At 62.9% G+C, this 23,341-nt stretch carries 17 protein-coding genes; 12 read left to right on the top strand and 5 right to left on the bottom strand.

Features of this window, described 5'->3' with window-relative positions:
* Positions 1–11 precede the first annotated feature (11 nt).
* The 12 genes from ADN01_RS16065 to ADN01_RS16010 all read left to right on the top strand — a co-directional run bounded on the left by ADN01_RS16065 (position 12) and on the right by ADN01_RS16010 (position 13,553).
* The gene (locus tag ADN01_RS16065; protein ID WP_062419066.1) at positions 12–1,616 is read left to right on the top strand and encodes a capsular polysaccharide export protein, LipB/KpsS family; all 1,605 of its coding nucleotides are present in this window, start codon (positions 12–14) and stop codon (positions 1,614–1,616) included.
* Complete coding sequence (locus ADN01_RS16060; RefSeq protein ID WP_062419065.1) at positions 1,613–2,590, top strand: glycosyltransferase family 2 protein; 978 nt, start codon at positions 1,613–1,615, stop codon at positions 2,588–2,590. Before ADN01_RS16065 ends, ADN01_RS16060 begins: the two co-directional genes overlap by 4 nt.
* A 21-nt stretch (positions 2,591–2,611) precedes the next feature.
* Positions 2,612–3,304, top strand: a complete 693-nt coding sequence (locus ADN01_RS16055; protein ID WP_062419064.1) for an acylneuraminate cytidylyltransferase family protein — start codon at positions 2,612–2,614, stop codon at positions 3,302–3,304.
* A gap of 69 nt (positions 3,305–3,373) precedes the next feature.
* The gene (locus ADN01_RS16050; protein ID WP_062419063.1) at positions 3,374–4,342 is read left to right on the top strand and encodes a phosphoglycerate dehydrogenase; all 969 of its coding nucleotides are present in this window, start codon (positions 3,374–3,376) and stop codon (positions 4,340–4,342) included.
* A gap of 5 nt (positions 4,343–4,347) precedes the next feature.
* Positions 4,348–6,366 (top strand): hypothetical protein, encoded by a 2,019-nt coding sequence (locus ADN01_RS16045; RefSeq protein WP_062419062.1) that lies wholly within the window; start codon positions 4,348–4,350, stop codon positions 6,364–6,366.
* 19 nt (positions 6,367–6,385) lie between these two features.
* Complete coding sequence (locus ADN01_RS16040) at positions 6,386–7,150, top strand: SDR family NAD(P)-dependent oxidoreductase (protein ID WP_062419061.1); 765 nt, start codon at positions 6,386–6,388, stop codon at positions 7,148–7,150.
* Entirely contained in the window at positions 7,147–7,965 is an 819-nt protein-coding gene (locus ADN01_RS16035; RefSeq protein WP_236691031.1) for a 6-hydroxymethylpterin diphosphokinase MptE-like protein, read from the top strand. The genes ADN01_RS16040 and ADN01_RS16035 overlap by 4 nt, the downstream gene beginning before the upstream one ends.
* Positions 7,966–7,971: 6 nt before the next feature.
* Positions 7,972–8,931, top strand: a complete 960-nt coding sequence (locus ADN01_RS16030; RefSeq protein ID WP_062419060.1) for a glycosyltransferase family 2 protein — start codon at positions 7,972–7,974, stop codon at positions 8,929–8,931.
* Positions 8,932–8,943: 12 nt separating this feature from the next.
* Positions 8,944–9,723, top strand: coding sequence for an FkbM family methyltransferase (locus ADN01_RS16025; protein ID WP_062419059.1), 780 nt, complete (start codon positions 8,944–8,946; stop codon positions 9,721–9,723).
* 1 nt (position 9,724) lies between these two features.
* Positions 9,725–11,236, top strand: a complete 1,512-nt coding sequence (locus ADN01_RS16020; RefSeq protein WP_062419058.1) for an ArnT family glycosyltransferase — start codon at positions 9,725–9,727, stop codon at positions 11,234–11,236.
* An 11-nt stretch (positions 11,237–11,247) separates the two neighbouring features.
* On the top strand, positions 11,248–12,783 hold the full coding sequence (locus tag ADN01_RS19825) for an ArnT family glycosyltransferase (protein ID WP_062419057.1): 1,536 nt from the start codon (positions 11,248–11,250) through the stop codon (positions 12,781–12,783).
* Positions 12,783–13,553 carry a glycosyltransferase family 2 protein gene (locus tag ADN01_RS16010; RefSeq protein ID WP_062419056.1) on the top strand — a complete coding sequence of 257 codons (771 nt, stop codon included), beginning with the start codon at positions 12,783–12,785 and terminating at the stop codon, positions 13,551–13,553. The genes ADN01_RS19825 and ADN01_RS16010 overlap by 1 nt, the downstream gene beginning before the upstream one ends.
* A gap of 9 nt (positions 13,554–13,562) precedes the next feature.
* Here the strand turns inward: ADN01_RS16010 and ADN01_RS16005 are convergent, their stop codons facing one another.
* From ADN01_RS16005 to ADN01_RS18885, 5 genes are all read right to left on the bottom strand, one after another.
* On the bottom strand, positions 13,563–15,140 hold the full coding sequence (locus ADN01_RS16005; RefSeq protein ID WP_062419055.1) for a tetratricopeptide repeat protein: 1,578 nt from the start codon (positions 15,138–15,140) through the stop codon (positions 13,563–13,565).
* Positions 15,137–16,621 (bottom strand): NB-ARC domain-containing protein, encoded by a 1,485-nt coding sequence (locus tag ADN01_RS16000; protein ID WP_062419054.1) that lies wholly within the window; start codon positions 16,619–16,621, stop codon positions 15,137–15,139. The genes ADN01_RS16005 and ADN01_RS16000 overlap by 4 nt, the downstream gene beginning before the upstream one ends.
* A 252-nt stretch (positions 16,622–16,873) precedes the next feature.
* Entirely contained in the window at positions 16,874–18,109 is a 1,236-nt protein-coding gene (locus ADN01_RS15995; protein ID WP_062419053.1) for an MDR family MFS transporter, read from the bottom strand.
* 13 nt (positions 18,110–18,122) lie between these two features.
* Complete coding sequence (locus ADN01_RS15990; RefSeq protein ID WP_062419052.1) at positions 18,123–19,343, bottom strand: MDR family MFS transporter; 1,221 nt, start codon at positions 19,341–19,343, stop codon at positions 18,123–18,125.
* Between the two features lie 104 nt (positions 19,344–19,447).
* Positions 19,448–23,149, bottom strand: a complete 3,702-nt coding sequence (locus tag ADN01_RS18885; protein ID WP_062419051.1) for a cadherin domain-containing protein — start codon at positions 23,147–23,149, stop codon at positions 19,448–19,450.
* Between the last annotated feature and the right edge of the window lie 192 nt (positions 23,150–23,341).

The raw sequence follows: 23,341 nt of genomic DNA, 5'->3' as shown, positions 1-23,341 counted from the left end.
CAGGAGGCGTTTTGAATTTCCAACAGGTGCTAAACGGCGCGCGCCGCCGGTGGGTGCATTGGAAGAATAACCGCAGGATGGTGGGGCTGGCCCGCCAGGTGGCGGGGCTGGCCCCGCGGCGTGATGAACGCCCGGTGGTGTTTTTCAACGCGTCCACCCGGCTGGAAGGCATGAGCCTGAACGCATCCTTCTCGCTGGTGGCTAGCTGGGCGCTGCGCATGCAGGGGACGCCGGTGGTGCATTTTGTGTGCGCCCAGGGGCTGCGGCCCTGTGTTTTGGGTACGCAGCGCGATGACCCCCTGGCCAAGCCCCCCTGCCGCGCCTGTCAGGCGCAGTCGCGGGCGGTGTACCACGGGGCCAAAAAACGCCCCTTCGTGTACCATGAAGACGCGGCCCTGCGGCAGGCCCTGGAAGGGCGCAGCACGGCAGATTTGACGGCCTTGGAATACCGCGGGATACCTTTGGGCGCGCTGGTGACCCCGGCGCTGCGCTGGATTCTGCGGCGGCACACCCTGGAAGAGGACGCGACCACGCGCACGCTGCTGTGCCAATACCTGCTTTCGGCCTACAGCCTGGCGCAGCAGTTTGGAAAACTGTTGGACGAGGTGAAACCGCAGGCGGTGGTGGTGTTTAACGGCCAGTTTTACCCCGAAGCTACGGCCCGCTGGGCGGCCCAGCAGCGCGGTTTGCGGGTGATCACCCACGAAGTGGGGCTGCTGCCCACCACGGCCTATTTCACCCCTGGCGAGGCCACTGCTTATCCGATTGACATCCCAGAAACGTTTGATTTAGACGAAGCGCAGAACCGTCAGTTGGATGAATACCTGGAAAAGCGCTTTCAGGGCAATTTCAGCATGGCGGGCATGCAGTTTTGGCCGGAGATGCAGCCGTTGGGTGAGGCTTTTTGGCAGCGGGCCAGCGCCTTTCGCCAGATCGTGCCGATCTTTACCAATGTGATCTTCGACACCAGTCAGGGCCACGCCAACGTGCTTTTCCCGCACATGTTCGCCTGGCTGGATCAGACTCTGGACGTGATTCGCGCCCACCCCGAGACGCTGTTTGTGATCCGGGCGCACCCGGATGAGCTGCGCCCCGGCAAGGAAAGCCGCGAGAGCGTGGCCATGTGGGCAGAAGCACGCAATGTGCGCGCCCTGCCCAATGTGCTGTTTGTGGACGCCACCGAGTACTTCAGCTCGTATGAGCTGATCCAGCGCAGCAAATTTGTGATGATCTACAATTCGACCATTGGGCTGGAAGCCTCGCTGATGGGCGCGGCGGTGCTGTGTGCGGGCAAGGCGCGCTTCACCCAACTGCAAACCGTGTTTCTGCCGCCCAACGCCGAGGCCTACCGGCAGATGGTGGAAGAATTTTTGGCGAGTGAAAAGATCATCCCGCCCGCCGAACATCAGCGCAACGCCCGCCGCTTTTTGTATTACCAGCTTTTCCGCACCTCGCTGCCCTTTGAGCGCTGGCTGCAGGAGGATGGGGTGTGGCGCGGGTATACGGCTTTTAAACCCAAGGTGACCTGGCAGGATCTGTTGGCACAGTACTCCCCGGTGCTGCGCACGGTGGTGGACGGCATCCTGAAAGGTGAACCTTTCTTGAAGAAAGAATGAAACCGATCTGTTCGATTGTCATTCGCGCGTATAACGAAGAGAAGCACATCGGCCGTTTGCTGACGGGCATCACCCAGCAGAACGTACAGCCGGTGCAGATCATTCTGGTGGATTCCGGCTCCATGGACGCCACGGTGGCCATCGCTTCGCGCTATCCGGTGGATTTGGTGCAGATCCGGCCGGAGGATTTCACCTTTGGGCGTTCCTTGAACCTGGGGATCCAGGCGGCGCGCGCCGATTTTGTGGTGATGGCCAGCGCGCATGTGTACCCCGTTTACCCGGACTGGCTGGAACGCCTGCTGGCGCCGTTTGCGGATGAGCAGGTGGGTTTGGCCTACGGCAAGCAGCGCGGGGCCGAGACTTCGCATTTCAGCGAGCATCAGGTGTTTGCCCGCTGGTTTTCGGATGTGCCGGTGCATCACCAGGCGCACCCTTTCTGCAACAACGCCAACGCGGCCATCCGGCGCGCCCTGTGGGAGCGGCATCCCTATGACGAGACCCTGCCGGCCCTGGAGGATTTGGCCTGGGCGCGCTGGGCGCAGGAGCAGGGCTGGTGGGTGTCGTACGCGGCTGAGGCTGAGATCATCCACGTGCATCAAGAGACCTGGCGCGGGGTCTATAACCGCTACCGGCGCGAGGGCATGGCCTTTAAACGCATTTACCCGCAGGAGCATTTCACCCTGGCGGATCTGATGCGCCTGTGGGTGAGCAACGTGGCCACCGATTGGCAAGCGGCCGCCCGCCAAAAGGCGCTGCGCGCCCAATGGAGCAGCGTGCTGCGCTTCCGGTGGATGCAGTTTTGGGGAACCTATCAGGGCTACCGCCAGTCGGGGCCGCTCACCTGGAATCTGCGCCAGACCTTTTATTATCCGCACAGCAGCCAAACCTCCCCCCAGACCGCGCGCCGTTCGGTGCGGCCGATCCCCTATGGGGAAACGCTGGATGCGGGGGCGGGCAAAGACGGTGGGCTTTAGCCAATTTTTTGCGGAGGGAAAATGGGATTAAGGATTGAAACCATTGCGGCGTTGGTGCCCATGCGCCATCATTCGGTGCGCGTGCCGGGGAAGAATTACCGCCCGTTGGCGGGAAAACCCTTGTTTCATCATATTCTGGACACCCTGTTGGAAGTTCCGGAAATCCAAACGATTGTGGTGGATACGGACAGCCCAGACGTTTTGGAGGGGCTGGCCAAACATTACCCCACTGTGACCGCGCTGGAACGGCCGGAGCATCTGAGGGCGGACGATATCCCCATGAACGAAATTCTGCTGCACGATACCGCCCTGGTTCCGGCGGATTTGTATTTGCAGACGCATTCCACCAACCCGCTGCTGCGGGCTGAAACCATCCGCGCGGCCGTTCAAACCCTGGTGGAGCGCTACCCGGCCTATGATTCGCTTTTTTCCGGCACGCGGCTGCAAACCCGCCTGTGGGACGGGCTGGGGCGGGCGATTAATCACAACCCCAACATCCTGCTGCGCACGCAGGACCTGCCGCCGGTGTATGAGGAAAATTCGTGCATTTACCTGTTCACGCGCAAGACGCTGGAGCTGCGCCGCAACCGCCTGGGTGAGCGGCCCTATCTGTTTGCGATGGAGCCGGACGAAGCCTGGGATATTGATGAAGAACTGGACTTCACCATCGCCGACCTGCTGCTGAGCAAGCGCCTGTCGCAAACCGGGGTATAATTTCACAGCCTGGCGCGCCCTGAGGGCGCCGCGAGGCCAACCATACTTTTTCCAGGCGAGGAAGCACACATGCCTACCATTTTGTTGACGGCCCCCTACATGATCCCGGCGCGGGAACGTTTTCAGCCGGTTTTTGAGCATTTTGGTCTTGATGTGATCGTTCCGGCAGTGGAAGAACGCATGGAAGCCGCGGAACTGCTGGCGTATGCCGGGCAGTTTGACGCTACCATCTGCGGCGACGACCGCTACACCCCTGAGGTGCTGGCAGCCTGCGCGCCGCGGCTGAAGGTGATCTCGAAATGGGGGACGGGCATCGATTCAATTGACCGCGAAGCGGCGGTTGGGATGGGGATTCAGGTGCGCAACACGCCCAACGCCTTCACTTTGCCGGTCTCAGATACGGTGATGGGCTACATGCTGGCTTTTGCCCGGAGGCAGCCGTGGATGGATCGCGAGATGAAGGCCGGCCGGTGGGAAAAACTGATGGGGCGTTCGCTGAGCGAATGCACCCTGGGCGTGGTGGGGGTGGGCAACATCGGCAAGGCGGTTCTGCGGCGGGCGCGTGCCTTTGGCATGCATCTGCTGGGCTGCGATATCGTGCCCATCGCCCCGGATTTCCTCTTGGAAAACGGGGTGGAGATGGTGTCTCTGGATGAACTGCTGGCCCGCGCGGATTTCGTCAGTATCAACTGCGATTTGAACCCCACCAGCCGCCACCTGATCAACGCGCGCACCTTGCAGATGATGAAGCCCACGGCGGTGCTGATTAACACCGCGCGCGGACCGATTGTGGAACAGAGCAGCCTGGAGGCGGCCCTGGCCGCGGGGCAAATTGCCGGGGCGGGACTGGATGTGTTTGAATTTGAGCCGCTGCCCAAAGATTCCCCCTTGCTGCACATGGATCAGGTCCTCTTGGCCCCGCATAACAGCAATTCCAGCCCGGCCGCCTGGGAACGGGTGCATTGGAACACGCTGCGTAATTTGCTGGACGGCCTGGGGATGAACCCGGCGGATCTGGCCCGCTTCCAAAACGCATAACCGTGATGCAAGCCAAACGCATTCCCACAGAAACTTGGTTAGCCGCCGGATTCCTGGCGGCGCTTTCTGCTTTGGCCTACCTCAGCCGGGCGGGTGCGTTGGGCTTTTACACGGATGACTGGTATGTGATTTGGGGCGGAACCCAGCGCGGCCTGGGGCAGATTGTGGATTTTTATCTGGTGGACCGGCCGTTTATGGGTCTGCCCTTTGCGGCCACCTTTGCCTTGTTGGGGAATTCGCCGCTGGCCTGGCACGTGTACGCGGCCCTGCTGCGCTTTTTGGGCGGGCTGGCGGCCTTGTGGCTGCTGCGCCAGTTGTGGCCGGAGGAACGCCTGGCCACCACCCTGGCGGCGGGCTTGTTTGTGGTGTATCCGGGATTTCTCTCACAGCCCAAGGCGGTGACGTATCAACTGAATATTCTGGCCCTGGATTTGGGCCTGCTTTCTTTGGCGATGATGGTGACGGCGGTGCGCGCCCAGCGCAAATGGGTGCAGGTAGGGATGACGCTGGCGGCGGTGGGGGCGGCTTTGCTGTGCTACGCCATGTTTGAATACATGATCGGCCTGGAAGGGGTGCGCCTGTTGGTGCTGGCGGCTCTCTTCTGGGGCGGCGCAGCCCAAAAACCCATTCAGCGAGCGCAGCGTGCGCTGCGCCCGGCGCTGCCCTACCTGGGCGGCGCGCTGGTTTTCTTGATCTGGCGCGTGTTCTTCTTCACCAGTGCGCGCGCGGCCACCGACCTGGGCGGCCTGAAGGGGCAATATCTGGCCGACCCGCTGGGGATGGGGCTGCGCCTGGTGGTGGAATCGTTCAAGGACATGCTGGAAAGCCTGTTTCTGGCCTGGGGTGTGCCACTGTACAACCTGACCCAGCGGGCAGAGACCGGTGTGGTGCTGCAAGCTCTGGGGGTGGGGCTTTTGGGCGGGCTGGCGCTCTTCGGTTATGCTGTGGCGCTGCGCGTGCGCGGGCTGGATTCGCGCGACGAAGAACCCGCCTGGACGCGGGGGGCCTTGTGGATGGGGGCGGCGGGGACGCTGGCGGCACTGCTGCCGGTGCTGCTGGCTGGACGGGATGTGTATTTCGCGGACGCATACGACCATTATTCGCTGCAAGCCGGGCCGATGGTGGGCCTGTTTTTGGCGGCGGCGGCCTGTGCCTGGTTCCGGCCAAAGGGGCGCATTTTGGCCGGGGCGGTGCTGATCGCCGCGGGGCTGGTGACTCAGAACGCCAACGCGGCGGTGTACAGCCGCGCCTGGGAATATCAGCGCCAATTGTGGTGGCAGCTGAGCTGGCGCGCGCCCGACCTGAAAGACGGCACGGTGATTGTTCCGGTGCTTCCGGCGGGCTACCGCCTGCGCGAGGGCTACGAAGTCTGGTCGCCGGCCAACTTGATCTACAACCCCGGCGGGACGGATCTGCGCGTGGTGGGCATGACCCTGGATGACCAGACCCTGCTGCAGGCCCTGCGGCGCGAGACCTTTGGCGAATGGTTTCGGCGGGTGGAATACACGGTGGAAACGCGCAGCAGCCTGGTGGTGAGCCTGCCGCCCGGCGGGGCCTGTCTGCACGTGATCGAGGGCGCGCGCGGCGAGGTCTCCAGCCGTGAGGAAGCGTTGGTGCGGCTGGTGGCGCCGCTTTCGGATGCGAGCCGCATCGCGGTGGACGCGGCGGCGCATATTCCTCCGTCGGCGGTGTTTGGACGCGAGCCGGAACATGGATGGTGTTATTATTACCAGCAGGCCAGCCTGGCGCGTCAGCGGCAGGATTGGCAGGCCGCCGCAGCCCTGGGGGATGAGGCTTTGGAACGCGGATTGGCCCCGGCAGACCTCAGCGAATGGATGCCGTTTTACGAGGCCTACGCAACGCTGGGCCGCCAGGAGCAGGCCGACCATTTGGGCGGGCTGCTGCGCACGGACGCGGCCTTTTTGAACACCTACTGCACCGCGCAGCGCGCCCAGTTGGGTGCGCAGGCGGCGGAGAGTTACCTGGTTCACAATTTGTGCGGAAACGTGGAAGCTGCCAATTAACCGAAAGGGAGCGATACGAATGGAAGAACGACAACGAGTGATGCTGATCACAGGGGCGGCTGGCGGTGTGGGGCGGGCGACCGTGGCCTATTTTGCTCAGGCCGGCTGGCGCGTGGTGGGGGTGGACCGCGCGGATTTTGGCGCGGGTTTTCCGGAAAACGGTTTGTTTATTCGCGCGGATATTTCCAACCCTCAGGATATTGAGACCATTTACCAGCAGGCATCGGCCTTCGCGGGGGTGCTGGATGTGGTGGTGAATAACGCCGCCATGCAGATCACCCGACCGCTGGTGGAAACCAGCGTGGAAGAATGGGATCTGGTGATGGCTTCCAACCTGCGTTCGGTGTTTTTGGGGGCCAAACTGGCCTATCCGCTGCTGGTGGCGGCGGGCGGCGGGGCGATTGTGAACGTGTCTTCGGTGCACGCGGTGGCCACCTCGGCCAATATCGCCGCATATGCGGCCAGCAAAGGCGGCCTGTTGGCGCTGACACGCGCCATGGCGATTGAATTTGCGCCGCAGAACATCCGCGTGAACGCCATTCTCCCCGGCGCAGTGGACACCCCCATGCTGCGGGCAGGGCTGAACCGCGGGCATGTGGGCGGGGAATCGATGAGCGACCGTTTGGAAAATTTGGCGCGCAAGACGGTGAACGGCCGCGTCGGCCAGCCGCAGGAGATTGCCAGCGCTATTTATTTCCTGGCGGACGGGCGGCAGTCGTCGTTTATGACCGGTCAGGCGTTAATTGTGGATGGGGGCGCCACGGCGCGGCTGAGCACAGAATGAGCACGATTAAAGAAACCCTTAAAAAAATCCTGCCGCCGACCCTCATCCGGGCGGGCGGGCAGAGCCTGGACGCGCTGCAGCGCTCCAAAGGCTGGCCGGAAGCCACTTTTCACCCCTGGCGGCGCGATACCATGCGGCGCATGGCGGCTCTGAAGGACAGCCGCAAGGGCGAACGCTGCTTTATCATCGGCAACGGCCCCAGTCTGCGCGAGACGGATTTGAGCAAGCTCAAAGGCGAGTTCAGCATCGGCATGAACCGTATTTACCTGATGTACCCGGAACTGGGCTTTTCCACCAGCTATTACCTGTCGGTCAACGATCTGGTGGTGGAACAGTGTGCCACAGACATTCAGGCGTTGAAGCTGCCGCGGTTTGTTTCCTGGCGGGCGCGGCGCTGGCTGCGGCCCGAAGACGACCTGTATTTCCTGTACACCACCTACACCGGCGCGGGCTTTCAAAAGAACGCTGCGCGGCGGCTGTGGGAGGGCGCGACCGTCACCTATGTGGCCATGCAGCTGGCCTTTTTCCTGGGCTTTCAGCAGGTGGTGCTGATTGGCGTGGATCACAATTTTGTGACCCAGGGTAAGCCCAACACCACGGTGGTATCCGAAGGGGACGACCCCAACCATTTCTCCCCCAGCTATTTTGGCAAGGGCTTCCGCTGGCAGCTGCCGGATTTGGAGACCTCCGAACTGGCCTACGGTATGGCGAAACAGGCCTATCAGGCCGCCGGGCGGGAGATCATTGACGCCACGGTGGGCGGCAAGCTGCGCGTCTTTCCGCGGGTGGATTACAACAGCCTGTTCCACGGATAAACCGATATGCCTGCCTGGCCGCGCCTGACGATTGTGACCCCCTCCTTTAACCAGGGAGCTTATCTGGAACAGACCATCCGTTCTGTTCTGGATCAGGGCTACCCTAACCTGGAATATTTTGTGGTGGACGGCGGGTCCAGCGATGAAAGCCCAGAGATCATCCGCAAGTACGCCAAACGTCTGGCGTGGTGGGTTTCGGAGCCGGACCGCGGGCAGGCCGAGGCGATTAACAAGGGTTTGCGGCGGGCCACGGGTGATTTTGTAGCATGGATCAATTCGGATGATTATTATCTGCCGGGGGCCTTTAAGGCCGCGGTGGAAACCCTTCTGCACCAGCCGCGAGTGGGTCTGGTGTATGGGGATGTGCTGGCGGTGGACGGGGCCGGTCAGCCTACCAACCGCCTGAGCTACGGTAACTGGGGCCTGGAGGGGCTGCTGCGTTTCCAGATCATCGGCCAACCAGCGGTGTTTATGCGGCGTGAGACGCTGCGGCGGGTGGGGTATCTGGACGTGCGCTACCATTACCTGCTGGATCACCAATTATGGATCCGCATGGCGGCTGCCGCCGGGGCACAGTATGTGCCGGAGCTGTGGGCGGCGGCTCGTTTTCACGCCGAGGCTAAGAACGTGGCCCAGGCGGCGGCTTTTGGGCGCGAGGCGCTGGACATCGCCGCCTGGATGCAGTGGCAGGATGGGCTGCGGGCGCATTTCCGCAAAGATCGCAAGCGCATTCTGGCGGGGGCGCAGCGGCTGAATGGTCGTTACCTGTCGGAGGGGGGCGACTATGGGGGCGCGCTGCGGGCGTATGCGGCCTGTGCGCGGCTGCACATCCCCACGGCGATGGCCGATTGGAAACGGATCGCCTACACTTGCGCAGCGGGGATGGGCGGGGCGCGGCTGCGCACGTGGTTCGACCGCCAGCGCAGCGCGCGCACAACGCGGCGGCTGCCGCCCAATTTGGACTGAATGGGAGAACGTATGCTGGATTCGCTTCCGGAAAAAGTTGAAAAGGCGCTGGAATATCTGGTGACCCCTCTGGCCTTCCCGCAGGATTTTGGCCGCCTGGCGAAGTGGACGCTGACGCGCCGCCCGCTGGTGCGCGAATTGGCCCACCTGCGCCGCCACCGGCGCTGGTTTGAACACCAGGGCTTTCAAACGGTGCTGGATGTGGGCGGGTACATTGGGGCGTTTTCGCTGGCCGTTCACGCCCTGCTGCCGGAGGCGCAGATTTACGCCTTTGAGCCGCTGCCGGATCATTATGAGCAATTGACGCGCAACCTGGCGCATCTGCCGCGCTTCACCGCCTTTCATACGGCCCTGGGGGCCGAAAGCGGCGAGATCAGCTTTTACCGCAGCAGCTTTTCACCCTCTTCGTCGGCGCTGCCCATGGACGAACTGCACAAGCGCACTTTCCCCCACACCGCGGGGGTGCAGGAAGTGCGCGTAGCCGTGGGACGGTTGGATGACTTCCTGCCGCGCATGGAATTGCGCGGGCCGGTGCTGCTGAAGCTGGATGTGCAGGGCTATGAGGAACAGGCCCTCAGCGGCGCGGCGGAGACCCTGCGCCAGGTGGATGTGATCCTGAGCGAAGTGTCTTTTCAGCCGCTGTATCAGGGGCAGGTGAGCTTTTCGCGGTTGAACACGCTGCTCAAGACCCAGGGCTTCCGCTACGCGGGCGGTTTTGACAGCCTGCTTTCGCCGGTGGACGGTTCGGTTTTGCAGGCGGACGCCTTGTTTGTGCGCGGCGAGGAGGCTTAGGGTGAGTCTTTCACGGCTGTGGGCCAGGGGTTGGCAGACGGTGCTGGTGGTATTGGTGTGCCTGGCGGGCTTCGGCGTGCGCCTGGTGGATCTGTACGACCCGCCGCTGGATTTTCACCCCACGCGGCAGCTGCGCTCGGCCATCCTGGCGCGCAGTGTGTATTATCAGCTTTCGCCGGACGCAGACCCGCAGCAGCGCGAGGCTGCACAGGCTTTGGCGCAATTGGAGACCTACGAACCGCCTATTTTGGAGACGTTGGTGGGTGGGGTGTATGCCCTGTTGGGAAAAGAAGCGCTGTGGGCGGCGCGGGTGATGAACGCCCTCTTCTGGCTGATCGGTGGGGCGGCTCTGCTGCAAATTTTGCGCGGGGCGGTGCCGTTTTGGGCCAGCTGGCTGGGACTGTTGTTTTATCTGTGCCTGCCCTTTGGGGTAATTGCCAGCCGTTCCTTCCAGCCGGAGCCGTGGATGGTGATGTGGATGCTGCTGGCCACCTGGGGGCTGCGGCGCTGGCAGGCCGCGCCTGATCAATGGCGCTGGGCGCTGATCACCGGCGGGCTGACGGGAATGGCGCTGTTGGTGAAGGTGGTGGCGGGCTTTTTCCTGCTGCCGGTGCTGGCGGCGGTGATGCTGGCGGGCGGGTTGGGCAAGATGCTGAAACGTCCGCAGACCTGGGCGTTGGCCGCCCTGAGCGCGGCGCCGGTGCTGATTCTGTACCTGGGTTTCAACGCACAGCGCAGCGGCGACTTCCTGTCGTTTTGGACCGTAGCCCTTTCGGGGCTGGTGCTGACCACCAATTTCTACGCGGATTGGCTGGCGATGGTGAAGGGGCTGACCGGCCTGGCCTACCTACCGGCGGCGCTGCTGGGGACGCTGTTGGCGGGGCGCGAGCATAAACCGCTGCTCATCGGGTGGTGGGCGGGTTACGCGCTGTACGGGCTGCTGTTCCCTTACCAGTACACCACCCACGAATATTATCATTTACCGCTGGTGGCGCTGATTGGGCTGAGTCTGCCTTTCTTGGCTGCGCCGGTGGTGGAACGGCTGAAACAGGAAGCCTGGGTCTGGCGGCTGGCGGCTTTGGGGGTGGTGTTGGCGGCGGCGGGCTATGCTTTGTTCGTGGCGCGCTCGACCCTGGTGGCCAAAAATTACCCCTACGAGCCGGAAAGCTGGCGGCGGGTGGGCGAGGCCATCCCGGCGGGCAGCTCGGTGGTGGCGCTGACCGCCGATTACGGCATGCGTCTGCGCTATTACGGTTGGCGCAGCATCGCGGCGTCGTGGCCGGCTGGCGCGGATCTCAAGCTGTTCTCGATGGCGGGCAGCGAGGCCGGCGATCCGCTGGAGGCGTTTGCCAGCCTGACGGAGGGCCGCCAGTATTTCCTGGTGACCGCTTTCAGCGAGCTGGATGCGCAGCCGGAATTAAAACAAATTTTGACCGAACATTACCCCATATTTGCGGAAGGCAACGGTTTTGTGCTGTACGATCTGCAAAACCCGCTGCCGGAGGCGAAGTGAGCAGAGGGAGCATGGCTGAGCAGGTTATGGACGTTTCTTCGCAGACGGAGACCCCGCGGCTGGCCCCGCGACGGTGGATGCTGTTCGTGGGTCTGGCGCTGATCTTCGGGCTGGGACTGGCGGTGCGGCTGTACGATCTGGGGGACGCCCCGTTGGATTTTCACCCCACCCGGCAGTTGCATTCCATGCTGATGGCGCGCGGGATGGCCTACCAATCCCTGCCGGACGTGCCCGATTGGCAGCGGGAAATGTCTTATCAGCAGTGGAAAAAAGAGGGCCTGATTGAACCGCCGGTGATGGAATGGCTGACGGCGCAGGCCTATCTGGCCGCGGGGCAGGTGGATCTGCGGCTGCCGCGCCTGTTTTCCATCTTCTTCTGGATGCTGGGCGGGGCGGGCATTTTTCTGCTGGCCAAGACCCTGACCGGGCCAGACGGGGGGCTGGTGGGGGCGGCTTATTTCCTGGTGCTGCCCTATGCGGTGCTGGCCAGCCGGGCTTTCCAGCCGGACCCGCTGCTGACGGCGGCCATCATCTGGGCGCTGTGGGCGGCGTTGCGCTGGCAGATGCGTCCCAGTTGGGGGCGGGCTGCTTTGGCGGGGATTCTGTGCGGCCTGGCTATTTTCATCAAGAGCACAGCGGTGTTCTTCGTGGGCGGCGGGCTGGTGGGGTTGGTGCTGGCAGGCTGGGGGCTGCGGCGCGCCCTACGGGATGGGCAGGTGTGGCTGGCGGCGGTGCTGACCGTGCTCCCCTACGCCCTGTTTCACATTTATGGTGTGTATATTTCTGGCGAGCTGCAAAGCCAGTTCAGCCTGCGCTTTTTCCCGCAGATGTGGTTGGATCCGGTCTTTTACCTGCGCTGGAACGGACAAATTGCCAGCACGGTGGGGTTTGAGTGGTTTTTACTGGCGCTGTTGGGAACGTTTACCATCAAAGATTCGCGCGCACGGGCCATGCTGCTGGGGGCCTGGGTGGGCTATTTTCTGTACGGGTTGACCCTGCCGCACCACATTTCTACCCATGACTATTACCAGCTGCCGTTGATCCCGCTGGCGGCGCTGGGGCTGGCGGCCGGGGCGGCGGCACTGTTTCGGGCGCTGCGCGGGCCGCGGGTGCTAGTATCCCTGGCGGTGGTGGGGGTGCTGCTGTACGGTCTGACGATTAAGGCCTGGGATGCGCGCGTGAGCCTGAAGCGGCAGGATTACCGCCAGGAGGCGGTTTTTTGGGAAAAGTTAGGCGAACGGCTGGGGCGCGACCGGGCGGTGGTGGGGCTGACCCAGGACTACGGCTTTCGCCTGAGCTATTGGGGCTGGGTGGACACGACCAACTGGATGACCTCCGGCGATTTCAGCTACCGCGAACTGGCCGGGCAGGAATTTGACATGCGTGCTTTGTTTGACGAAGTCACCGCGGGTAAAGATCTGTTTGTGGTGACCCTGCTGGGCGAATTGGATCACCAACCGGAACTAAAGAAGATTCTGGATGAAAATTACCGGCTGATCGAATCGAGCGGTGATGTGCTCATCTACGATCTGAAGCAGGCTCCCTGATGCGCGTCAGTATTGTGACCCCCTCCTATCAGCAGGCGCCGTTTTTAGAGGCGACCCTCCGTTCGGTGCTGGAGCAGGATTACCCGGATCTGGAATATTGGGTGATGGACGGCGGCTCCACCGACGGCAGCCGGGAGATCATCCAGCGCTACGCGCCGCGGCTGGCGGGCTGGGTTTCGGAGAAGGACCGCGGGCAGACGGACGCGATTAACAAAGGCTTCGCGCGGGCGCAGGGGGAGATTTTGGCCTGGCTGAATTCGGACGACACCTATGAGCCGGGGGCCGTGCGGCAGGCCGTGGAATATCTGCAGGCCCACCCCGAGGTGGGGCTGGTGTATGGGGATGCCAACTTTATCAACGCACAGGGGGCGGCGATTGGCCGTTTTCCGGCGGCGCAGACCGATTACCGGCGGCTGCGGCAGGGGTATGTGCATGTGCCCCAGCAGGCGGCTTTCTTCCGGGCGGATCTATGGCGCCAGGTGGGGCCGCTGGACCCCAGCTTTTACTTCGCGATGGATTACGATTTGTGGGTGCGGCTGGCGCGGCTGGCAGCGGTGGCGTATCTGCCGGGCAAGGTGTGGGCCAATTTCCGGCTGCACGGCGAGGCCAAAACCATCGCGGCGGACGACCGCTGCTGGCCAGAGATGCTGCGCGTGCACCGGCGCGAGGGCGGCTCGGTGTTTTCGGTGATTTACGCCAAATACTGGGTGCGCAAGCTGGTGGGCCCGCTGATCCGCTGGCGCAGACGGCAGCGGCTGCGCACAGAGTAAACAGGTGCGTTAGAGGGCCAACATGAGAAAGGGCGGACGGATGGGGGTTTGACCGCTGAGCCAGTTTTGAGCGCCAATGCGGGTGAGGATCTTTTCCGCTTCCAGCCAGTAGGGCGAGGCTTGTTCGGGTGTGTTTTGCTTGCCCCCCAGGTCCAGCAAACAGGCGGCCTCATCAAAGGGGCGGCGGGTCTCCCGCGCCACGGCCAGGGCTTCTTCCAGCCAGGGAACGGCTTGATGCGGGGGATGCAGGAAGGCCATTCCGCGGCGCCAGTGGATCTGCAATGCGAGCTGTTCTTTCAGCGTTCCAGAAATACTTTGGGCTTTTTGAGTGTAGTACAGACCCAAGGTGGTGTTATTTAATCCGGCGTAACACAATCCTAGTTCAATACAGCTCAACGCCACCAGCTCCTGACGGCCCATTGTGCGGAATTGCGCCAGAGTCTTCAGCAAGTCGGGGAGGGCCTCGGAGCAGCGCCCCAAATACAGCAGGATGCTGCCGCGGTTGCCAACGGCGCGGGCCAGTTCGCCAGCGTCGCCAATGCGCTGGGCGGTCTCGATATGGCGGCGGTCGTATTCCAGTGCGTCCAACAGGCGGCCGCGGGAAAGCTGCACGGCCACCAGGTTGCCCACCGAACGAACCAGGCGCCACTGCGCATCGCTTTGTTCGCAGACGATGACGCTCTGGCGGATGAGCGCTTCGGCGGTGTCGTATTCGGCCATGCTCCAATGAATGAGGCCGAGATCGCCGCGCACATTGACCGCCTCGAACGGATCCCCCAATTGATCCAAAATATCAGCAGCGCGCCGAAAATCCAGGGCAGCCAGGTGGTGCTCTCCGCGCGCCCAATACAGGGTACCGCGCATCTGGAGCGCTTCGGTGAAGAGCGGGTCTTGCTTGGGGCGGGAGGAAAGGGCGATGAGCGCGGCATGGGCGGCATGCAGGGCCTCGGTTAGACGGCTTTCAATGCGCAGCAAGGCGGCGCGGTGCAGATTCAAACGCGCGCGGGCTTCCAGGAGATCCTGGGGGTCTGGCGGCGGTGACCAATGTTCCACCTCACTTTGAAATTCATTCAGGTGGTGGACGGCGTCAATATTTTCCCCCTGGGTGCGTAGGGTCAACAGCAGGGCGCTGGCTGCGGCGGCGAAGGGCGGCAGGGCGTGTTGGGATCGAGCGATTTTGAGGGCCTGAAATGCGAATTCCACGGCCTGGGGCAGCACGCCGCGGGCAATTTGCAGCTCGGCCAGGGCGGTGAACAAATAGGCTTGCTGATCCGCCAGGCCCAGGGCGGCAGCGGCCTGAGCGGCAGTGCGCAAAGCCGCATCCCAGGCGGGCCACATGCCCCAGCGCAGCGGCCAGGGGTGCAGCCCCAGGGTCAACTGCACACTGAGGGGGTGGGGGCCAAGCTGCTGGCCGGCTTCGGACAGCAGGGTGAGCAGGCTGGAGAGATGGGGCTGAAGATCCGCAGGCGGCTGACCAGCAGGGGGCAGACTTTCCACCGCCCACCGCAGCCGGTTTTCCAGCAAGGTGCGGTAACGGCTGGCCCAATCGGCGGCGGGGGGAGGGGTCGGTGAGGGGGGTGTGTTCATACCCAGCGCTGGAGGATATTGGTCTGTAAAAAGGTGGCGGTCAGGCGGTGCAGGCGGTAGGTGGGGTCGCCCAGTCCGCCGCCCACCTCGATGAGCGAGAAATGCTGTAAGCTGCGCAGCGCGGGAGTGAATTCATCCGGCGCCAGGCCGCTCATGGCCTGCAGCCAGGGGAGGGTTTCGCCGTCGGGGGAGCTCATCAGCATGGAGAGCAGCAGTTGGCGGGCGGGGTCTTCCAGCAGGCCCCAGGATTGGCGGTAGATATGGGTGTAGAGCTGGGCGCTGTCCTGATTGGCGGCGTGCTGCAGATCGGCGAGGATGGCGTCGAAGGGCAGCAGGGTGAGTTGGGCGGCGGCCAGCTTGAGGGCCAGGGGCAGGCCGCCGGTGTGGGCGAACAGTGCGGCCATAACTTCACGGCTTAGCCCAGCGGTGTGGCCGCGGCGCACCAGTTCGCTGGTCACCAGTTGGTGAGCCTCTTCGATGGACAGTTCCGGAACAGGCACAACCTGCACAAAGGGATAGGTGGACAGGTTGGTGCGGCTGGTGAGCAGGAAGCGGGTTTGGCCCGAAAGTGGAAAGAGATGGGGCAGAACGTCTTTCACATCGTCCAGCGTTTCCAGATTGTCAATGACGATCAGGTAAGGGTGCTCGTGCAGCAGGGGGCGCAGATTTTCCAGACGGGCGGTGGTGGTCAGCCCTGCCAAGGGATCCTGGCCCAGTTGATAGGAAATGCGCGTGACGATGTCATCCAGGCGCTGGATGGGGTGCGGCGCGGATGAATCGGGGGCGGCCGGGCGAGCAGAAACCCAGGCGACACCGGATAATTCGGCCTGAGCCGCCAGATCCCAGGCGGCGGTGCGCGCCAGGGCGGTTTTACCGATGCCGCCCAGACCTTCCAGGCTGATGAAACCGGGGCCGCAAGGCTTTTGGAGCAGTTCCAGCAGACGCGCGCGCAGCGGGCTGTGACCGACGAAATGCAGATATTCGGGCGGTGGGATATGGCGGCGGAGGCCGGAAAGCCGGTTGGCGCTTTGAACATCTTCATCCGCGCGCTGCAAAGCTGCCAGCAGATGTTCAAGACCCGCGGCCAGGCGGCGGCGAAACTGGCGCGGGGCCACATGCGCCGCGGCGGCCAGGTCGCGCGCCGAAACGTCCATCGGGCTAAGATAGCGGTGGTAAACGGCGCTCCAGGCTTCCAACTGCGCGCTGGAGGCGCTGAAATCGGCAGCTAACTGATCCAGATTTTGTTCGCGGGAGGGGTTGGTAGGGGTAAGGGTGGGAACACCCGCGGCGGCGCGGGCTTGCTGGAGGTGTTCTAACGTCAGGCGCAAAATGGTCTCTTCAAGTACCACGGCGGGGCTGCGAGCTGGGGCCGCAGTTTTTAAAAGCTGTAAATGGAGGAATGCCCCGCTGAGCGGTTCAGCACGGCGGAGAGCGCGAAGAGCACGTTCCAGATCGTCGGGGGAAAGCTGGGATTGGGACATGACCTGTCTCTTTTTTGTCCGAAAATTGTCTGAAACCAGCCTGTTTACCGCAGGAAAATTACTATAATGAATGCAATTATAGCGAACTTGCAGTGCGGCTGCAATTGTTGTAAGTCATCAATGTATAAGCAATGTGTATCCGCACCATGCGCAATATCCTTCCGCGCCCAGGGGAGCGGAATTCAATCCCAGTCTTACGAGGGCCACGACCATGAGCCTCGTGAGACTGGTTTTTAAGCGGGGTGAAGGAAATTAAGTGAGCGGGACGGCTGTTTGGGCTTCGCGGCGTTCCACACGTATCAGGTACAGCAGGAAGGCAAAACCAACCAGGGCAATGATTCCCGCGCCGATCCAAATGAAGATGGGGCCGAGGGTGTCGTTGAGCAGCCCGCCTAAGACCGCGCCCACACCGTGCGAGATGCCCCAGGTGAGGCCGAAGATACTCATGTAACGGCCGCGCATGTGGGCGGGGGCGCGCCTGGCAGTGTATGCGTTGGCGGTGGGAACCAGGGTCAGCTCGCCAAAAGTCAGCACCACCATGCTGACCCAGAACCCCCAAAAGCCGGTGCTCAGGCTGATCATAAACATGGAGACGGCGTACAGCAGCACCCCCACGGCCAGCACCGGCAGAGAGGGGTAGCGTTTGGTGATGTTGGTGACGTACACTTGCAGGGTCACCACCATAATGGCGTTGGTGGAGGCGATCCAGCCGAACTCGCGTTCGAGGATGCCGAAATTGGCTTTGAGATAGACGGCCATGAGCACCCACACCATAGTGGCGCACATTTGGCCGAGGATGAGGGCGAAGATGAAGCCCATGAAGGGCCGGTCTTTGAAAATAATGTTGTAGCCGCCGAAGCGCTCGCGCGTGGGGGCTGCCTGGTTTGTTTCGGGCAGGCGGGCGGGCAGGGTTTCGCGGGCAAAGAAGGTCAGCAGCAGGCTGTAGGTGACCATGCCGGTGGCGGCGCTGAGGAAGGCCACCGTGTAGGACGAGCTGGCGATGAAGCCGCCCAGGGCTGGCCCAACGGCCACGCCCAGGTTGTTGCTCATGCGCATGATGGCGTAGGCGTCCAGACGCTTGTCTTCGGGGATCAGGTCGGCCACCATGGCGTCGGCCCCTACGCGGTAGAGGGGGTTGATGGCGCCGGAGAGGACCATCAGGGCAGCAAAAGCGGCGTAGGTGTGGGCCTGGGTGTAGAGCAAGTACATGCCCCCCAGCAGGCCGAGGCTGATGACCATCGCCCATTTGCGGCCCAGGCGGTCAATGATCGGCCCCACAATCAGCGAGCTGACCAGACCCGCGGCGGAGTTGATAGTCATCAGGCTGGAAACGACCATAAGGGGCAGGTTGAGCTGCCCGCTGACATACACCATCAGGAAGGGCCAAATCATGCTGGCGCCGATGGTGCTGATGAGCATACCGGCCACCATCAGCCAGAATTGGCCGGGGTAGCGCTTGTTTTGAAAACTTGTCAGGAGTGATTGCATGGGGACGCTCGTCCTAGGGCAGCGGATTGTGGGTGAGGGTGATCTTGAAGCGGCGGGAGAGGATCAGGAAAACGCCCACCCCCAGCAGGCCGACGGCCAAACCGCCGTACCACATGGCCACAGGGGCGATGTTGTCGTTGAGCAGGCCGGCAAAAATGGGCCCAAAGCCGGCGGCCAGCGGCCAGGTGAGGGAATAGACGCTCATGTAGCGGCCGCGCATGTCTTCGGGGGCCAGTTGGGCGGTGAGCGAGGTGGCCGTGGGGGTCATGATCAGCTCGCCAATGGTGAGGATGACCATGCTGACCACAAAGGCCCAAAAGTTCGTGCCAAAAGCCACGCTGCCCGCCCCCAGGGCGTAAAAGAGGGCGCCGACGGCCAAAACCGGCAGCGGCGGGCGCTTTTTGATGAGCTGGGTGACAAAGTACTGCACGAAAATGCACATGAGGGCGTTGACAGTCACGATGTAGCCGTACTGGCTTTCTGGGACGTTGAAGTTTTCGTTGGCGTACACCGGCAGCATGACGAACATGAGGGTGGCGGTGACCATGGTGAAGGTGAAGGCCAGCACGAACCAGACGAAGATGCGGTCCTGGAGGATGCGCCCGTACCCGCCCAGTGAGTCTTTGGGAGCAGAGGCGGATTTTTCTACCCGGGTGAGGGTTTCACGGATGAAAAAAATATTGATAAGGGCATACAATCCAAAAAAAGCGCCAGCCGCGGCAAAGGCCACGTTGTACGAGGCGGCGATGAGAATCCCACCCGCGATGGGGCCGACGGCCACGCCCACGTTGTGCACCATGCGCAGGAAGGAGTAAGCGTCCACCCGGTCTTGATCCGCCACCAGATCGGCGACCATGGCGTTGGCGCCCACAGGGTAGAGGGCTGAAGCCGCGCCCCAAAAGCCCATCAGCAGGGCAAATTCCAAAAAGGTGGATGCGCTGCCCAACAGCCCGTAATACAGCGCGCCGCACAGCAGGGACAGGCTCATGACGTGCTTGCGCCCAAAGCGGTCGGCAGCCATCCCGGCGATGAAGGAGGAAATCAGGCTGGTGGCCGCGTTAATGGTCAAGAGGCTGGCCACAGTGGTCATGGGTAAATCTAAGCGCTGGCGCAGGTAAATGGTGAGAAAGGGCCAGATCATGGCGCCGCCGGTGGCAGACAGCAGAGATCCGCCGACGAGCAGCCAGTACTGGCGGGGGAAATTTTGCCAGGCGGCTTTGATTTGGTTGAGCATAGTGCCTGCCTTCCAGGGAGAATTAGAGCATATTCTAACACAACCCGCCGCTTTTGCAGCAGCGGCGGGTTGAAAATCCTCCAATGGGCGCCGCCCCGGCCAGTTTAAGGTGGGGTGACGCTGAGAAAGGGGAAATAGATCTCACGCCGGTTAAGGATGGTGATGACGAAGCTTTGCTCAAAGCTGTACCCGCCGCTGTCCTGCACGGCCAGGCGGATTTCGCAGCTCGGCTCGCTTTCGAAATCAAACAGGTCGGTGCTGACCAGCTGGCCGCCCTGCACGGCGAAGCGCGCGTTGCAGGTGTCTCCGGGACCGGGGACGAGGGCGAAGGTGAAGGTCTCGCCCAGGTCGGCATCTTCGGCGCTGAGCAGACCCACCACGGTGCTGCCGTCGCCGGGCTGATTTTCCCACAGGGAGGCATTGGAAAGCAGCACGGCCGTGGGGGGATATTCGCTGACGGGCAGCACCTGCACACGCAGCGGGGTTTCCACCGCAGCCCCGCCGGAGTCTACGGCACGAATGCGCACGAAGTATTCTGTCTTGCTTTCGTAATCGAAGACCGCGGCGGAGCGCAGCTGGCCGCCGGTGAGGGTGAAGGCGGCGTTATCTTGCCCGCCTTCGCCGGCCGCCAGCGAGAAGGTGAAGCTGTCGTCAGCGTCCTGATCTGCGGCGCTGAGCGTGCCGATGGGCGCACCGGCGGGGGTGTTTTCCGGCAGGCTGCCGTTGGTCAGCAGCACGGTGGTGGGGGCGTCGTTAGCGTCCGTCACGGTGACGATGAGGGCCTGATCCACGCTGAGGCCGCCGGAATCGGTGGCGCGCACGCGGATCTTGTACTGGCTCTTGGTTTCAAAGTCCAGCACGCGGGCGGTGCGCAGGCTGAGGCCGTTGATGGTGAAGGCGGCGTTGTCCTCGGAGCCTGTGCCGGAAACCAGTTTAAAGGTGTGGCTGTCGCCCTGGTCTTGATCCAACGCGCTGAGGGTTCCCACCGGGGTGACGGCGGGCTGGTTTTCGGCCACGCTGCTGGGCGCAAGTACTACGCCGGTGGGGGCATATTCGTTTTTGTTGGTGACGGCGATGGTGAGGGCCTTTTCCACGCTGAGGCCGCCGGAATCGGTGGCGCGCACGCGGATGCTGTACTGCGTTTGAGTCTCGTAGTCAAAGACCGCCGCGGTGAGCAGGTTAGCCCCCGAAAGGCTGAAGCTGGCGTTGTGGGTGCTGCCCGCGCCGGGCACCAGGGCATAGGTGAAGGTGTCGCCGGAGTCGGGGTCCACGCCTGCCAAGGTGCCCACCAGTGTGCCGATGGGTTTGTTTTCGGCCACGCTGGCTTTGCTGAGGGTCAGGTCTGTGGGGGCGTCGTTGCGGTTGAGGATGGTGACGGTGAAGGCCTTTTCAAACCAGGCCGCACCGGAATCGGTGACGCGTGCGCGGATCTTGTAGCTGCTCTTGGTTTCAAAATCAAAGCTTTGGGCGCTGAGCAGTTGATTCCCCGACACGCTGAAGTTGGCGTTGTCGTCGCTGCCGGTGCCGGGCACCAGCGAGAACGTGAAAGTTTCGCCCGCGTCCTGGTCAACCGCGCTGAACAGGCCCACCAGGCTGCCCGCCGGGCGGTTTTCCTCCAGGGTCAGGTTTGAAAGGGACGGAGGCGAGGGGATATCGTTGGTGTCGGTGATGGCGAGGGTGAAGGCTTTTTCTAAGGACTGCCCGCCCGAATCGGTGACGCGCACGCGCAGGCTGTAGGCGGCTTTGGTTTCATAATCGAACACGGCCGCGGATTTGAGCTGGTCGCCGCTGATGGTGAAGCTGGCGTTATCGGCGGAGCCTTCGCCAGACACCAGGGAATAGGTGAAGGTTTCGCCCAGGTCGGCATCCTGCGTGCTGAAAGTGCCTACCAGGCTGCCTTTCACCTTATTTTCTGGGAAGGTGCTGGCGCTGAGGGTGACATCCTGGGGCGGGGTTTCACTAACGTTGTCAATTTGCACAGTGAGGGCGCGCTCAAAACTGGCTCCGGCGGCGTCGGTGGTGCGCACGCGGATGGAATATTGGCTGCGCGCCTCGGCGTCAAAAATGACCGCGGTCTTGAGCTGATTCCCGCTGAGGGTGAAGCTGCTGTTGTCAGCGCTGCCGGTGCCGGAGACCAGGGCGTAGGTGTAGGTGTCGGCGGCGTCTTCGTCCGTGCTGGAAAGCGTCCCCACCAGCGTGCCCGCCGGGCGATTTTCCAGCACGGAGGCGGGCGTGAGGGTGATGCCGCTGGGGGGGTCGTTGGCGTCGGTGACGGTGATGGTGAATTTCTTGTCGTAGGTGTCGCCGGAATTGTTGGTGACGCGCACGCGGATGCGGTAAGTGGACAGGACTTCAAAATTCAGCGCGGTGGCTGTCTTGAGTTGGCTGCCCTGGGTGGCGAAGAAAATATTTTCCTCGCTGCCCTCGCCGGAGACCAGGGTGTAGGTGTGGACGGCGTTGGGGTTCTGGTCGGTGGCGGTGAAAGTGCCCACCACGGTTCCGGCGGGCAGATTCTCGGCGACGGTCTTGGGGGTCAGGCTGAGCCCGGTGATTTGATAGGGGTCGTGCAGCCAGCCGGTGACCACGGTGGAGGCGTACACATGCCAGCCGCCGACGGTAAGGGTTTTGGAGCCGGTGGCGGAGCTGTTCTGCTCGATGATGGTGATGGTTCCGTTGCCGCTGGCATCCACACTGGAGGCGCTGACCACCGAGGTGTGGCCCACGCCGGTGGTGCCGTAGCTGAGCACATCCCCAGGGACGGGGGCCACGCCGGTGGTGTCGTTGGCAATTTTGACCAGGCTGCCGTTGGGGTTGTAAACGGCGTAGTTGTTCACCACGGCGAGGCCGTTGCCGGGGTACGGGGGCACGTTATGCGCCAGATAGAGATAGCGCATGGAAAGTTCCACGCACTGCCATTCCAATTCGCCGTGGGCGCCGCTGAAGAAATATACAACCACATCCTGCACGCCGTCGTAATAGGGCCGCGGACCGCAGGCTTTCACGTTGCGGTAAGAAGCCCCCAGGGGGTAGGAGGCCACTTTGGAGCCGCGGGCTTTGTAATAATCCAGGTCGCATTCGCCGTGCCACCAGGCAGGGGTGGGCAAATCTCCCGCGGCGAAGAGAGATTCGGGGGTGAGCACCCGCGGCAGGGGAGAAACAGGTGCGGGCGGGGTTTGGGCAGCGGCGGCGCTGGTGGAAGGCTGGCTGGGGTCGGGGCTGGTGAGCTGGAACTGCCCCAGGGGGCGCAGAAGGGCGGCGAGGTCTTCTGTGCGGTCCAGGCGCTGACCCACGCGTAAAATCCAGATGCGGCCGCCTTCTTCCGCCACCCATTCAGTCATCAGAATCTGGACGGGATCTAACCCGGCCACGGGGGCGTCGTACACGCTGAAATAGCCCGGAACCCAGCGCCCGAACAGGCGCGCGGCGGGGCCGCGGCGGGCGGAACTGCCCGCCTGGGTGTGCTGATCCTGGAGGGCGGTGCGAAAATCGCGTTCCTGTCCGGCGGCGGCGGGGGGCAGGGCCTCGGTGGGGGCGCGCATCCCATAGGGGATGACGGTCAGCGACACTTCCTGATAATCGCCCAGGCGCACCGCAGTGGCCATCTGAATGGAATCATCGGGGTCTGCCGCCGTGAAGGGGCCGGGAAGAAAAGGGGCTTCGAGGTTCAGCTCCACGCCGTCCAGAGTGAAACTGGCGCGAGCGGTCTGGGTGGGGGCGGCCTGGGCGGGGGTGATCCAGCCGGCGCTCAAGACGGCGCAGGCGGTCAGGATACGTAGAGTTTTTGTGATCAGGGGGGAAAGGTGCACGTGCCGATATCCTCCTACTTTCAGTATACCGGCGGGGGGGGATTCGTCAACCCGCGCGGGATTACGTGTCTGTCCCAAAGTCGGTTGGTGATTTAGCACGCAAACAGCAGGCGGTTTTTGGGAATATTCGGCAAAGGGACCTAATGGATCCTGACCCCCGCAGCCATCAATCCGCTGGCCATTCCTGGCCAA

The organism is Levilinea saccharolytica (assembly GCF_001306035.1).
GTDB classification, from domain to species: Bacteria; Chloroflexota; Anaerolineae; order Anaerolineales; family Anaerolineaceae; genus Levilinea; species Levilinea saccharolytica.
This window is presented reverse-complemented; position numbering and strand designations above follow the sequence as displayed.

What these genes read in the sequence shown, in the direction of transcription:
- ADN01_RS16000 (WP_062419054.1), bottom strand. Translation starts at nt 16,621, where the DNA reads ATGTCCCAATCCCAGCTTTCCCCCGACGATCTGGAACGTGCTCTTCGC.
- ADN01_RS16030 (WP_062419060.1), top strand. Translation starts at nt 7,972, where the DNA reads ATGCCTGCCTGGCCGCGCCTGACGATTGTGACCCCCTCCTTTAACCAG.
- ADN01_RS15990 (WP_062419052.1), bottom strand. Translation starts at nt 19,343, where the DNA reads ATGCTCAACCAAATCAAAGCCGCCTGGCAAAATTTCCCCCGCCAGTAC.
- ADN01_RS16025 (WP_062419059.1), top strand. Translation starts at nt 8,944, where the DNA reads ATGCTGGATTCGCTTCCGGAAAAAGTTGAAAAGGCGCTGGAATATCTG.
- ADN01_RS19825 (WP_062419057.1), top strand. Translation starts at nt 11,248, where the DNA reads ATGGCTGAGCAGGTTATGGACGTTTCTTCGCAGACGGAGACCCCGCGG.
- ADN01_RS16055 (WP_062419064.1), top strand. Translation starts at nt 2,612, where the DNA reads ATGGGATTAAGGATTGAAACCATTGCGGCGTTGGTGCCCATGCGCCAT.
- ADN01_RS15995 (WP_062419053.1), bottom strand. Translation starts at nt 18,109, where the DNA reads ATGCAATCACTCCTGACAAGTTTTCAAAACAAGCGCTACCCCGGCCAA.
- ADN01_RS16010 (WP_062419056.1), top strand. Translation starts at nt 12,783, where the DNA reads ATGCGCGTCAGTATTGTGACCCCCTCCTATCAGCAGGCGCCGTTTTTA.
- ADN01_RS16005 (WP_062419055.1), bottom strand. Translation starts at nt 15,140, where the DNA reads ATGAACACACCCCCCTCACCGACCCCTCCCCCCGCCGCCGATTGGGCC.
- ADN01_RS16035 (WP_236691031.1), top strand. Translation starts at nt 7,147, where the DNA reads ATGAGCACGATTAAAGAAACCCTTAAAAAAATCCTGCCGCCGACCCTC.
- ADN01_RS16040 (WP_062419061.1), top strand. Translation starts at nt 6,386, where the DNA reads ATGGAAGAACGACAACGAGTGATGCTGATCACAGGGGCGGCTGGCGGT.
- ADN01_RS16050 (WP_062419063.1), top strand. Translation starts at nt 3,374, where the DNA reads ATGCCTACCATTTTGTTGACGGCCCCCTACATGATCCCGGCGCGGGAA.
- ADN01_RS16060 (WP_062419065.1), top strand. Translation starts at nt 1,613, where the DNA reads ATGAAACCGATCTGTTCGATTGTCATTCGCGCGTATAACGAAGAGAAG.
- ADN01_RS16045 (WP_062419062.1), top strand. Translation starts at nt 4,348, where the DNA reads ATGCAAGCCAAACGCATTCCCACAGAAACTTGGTTAGCCGCCGGATTC.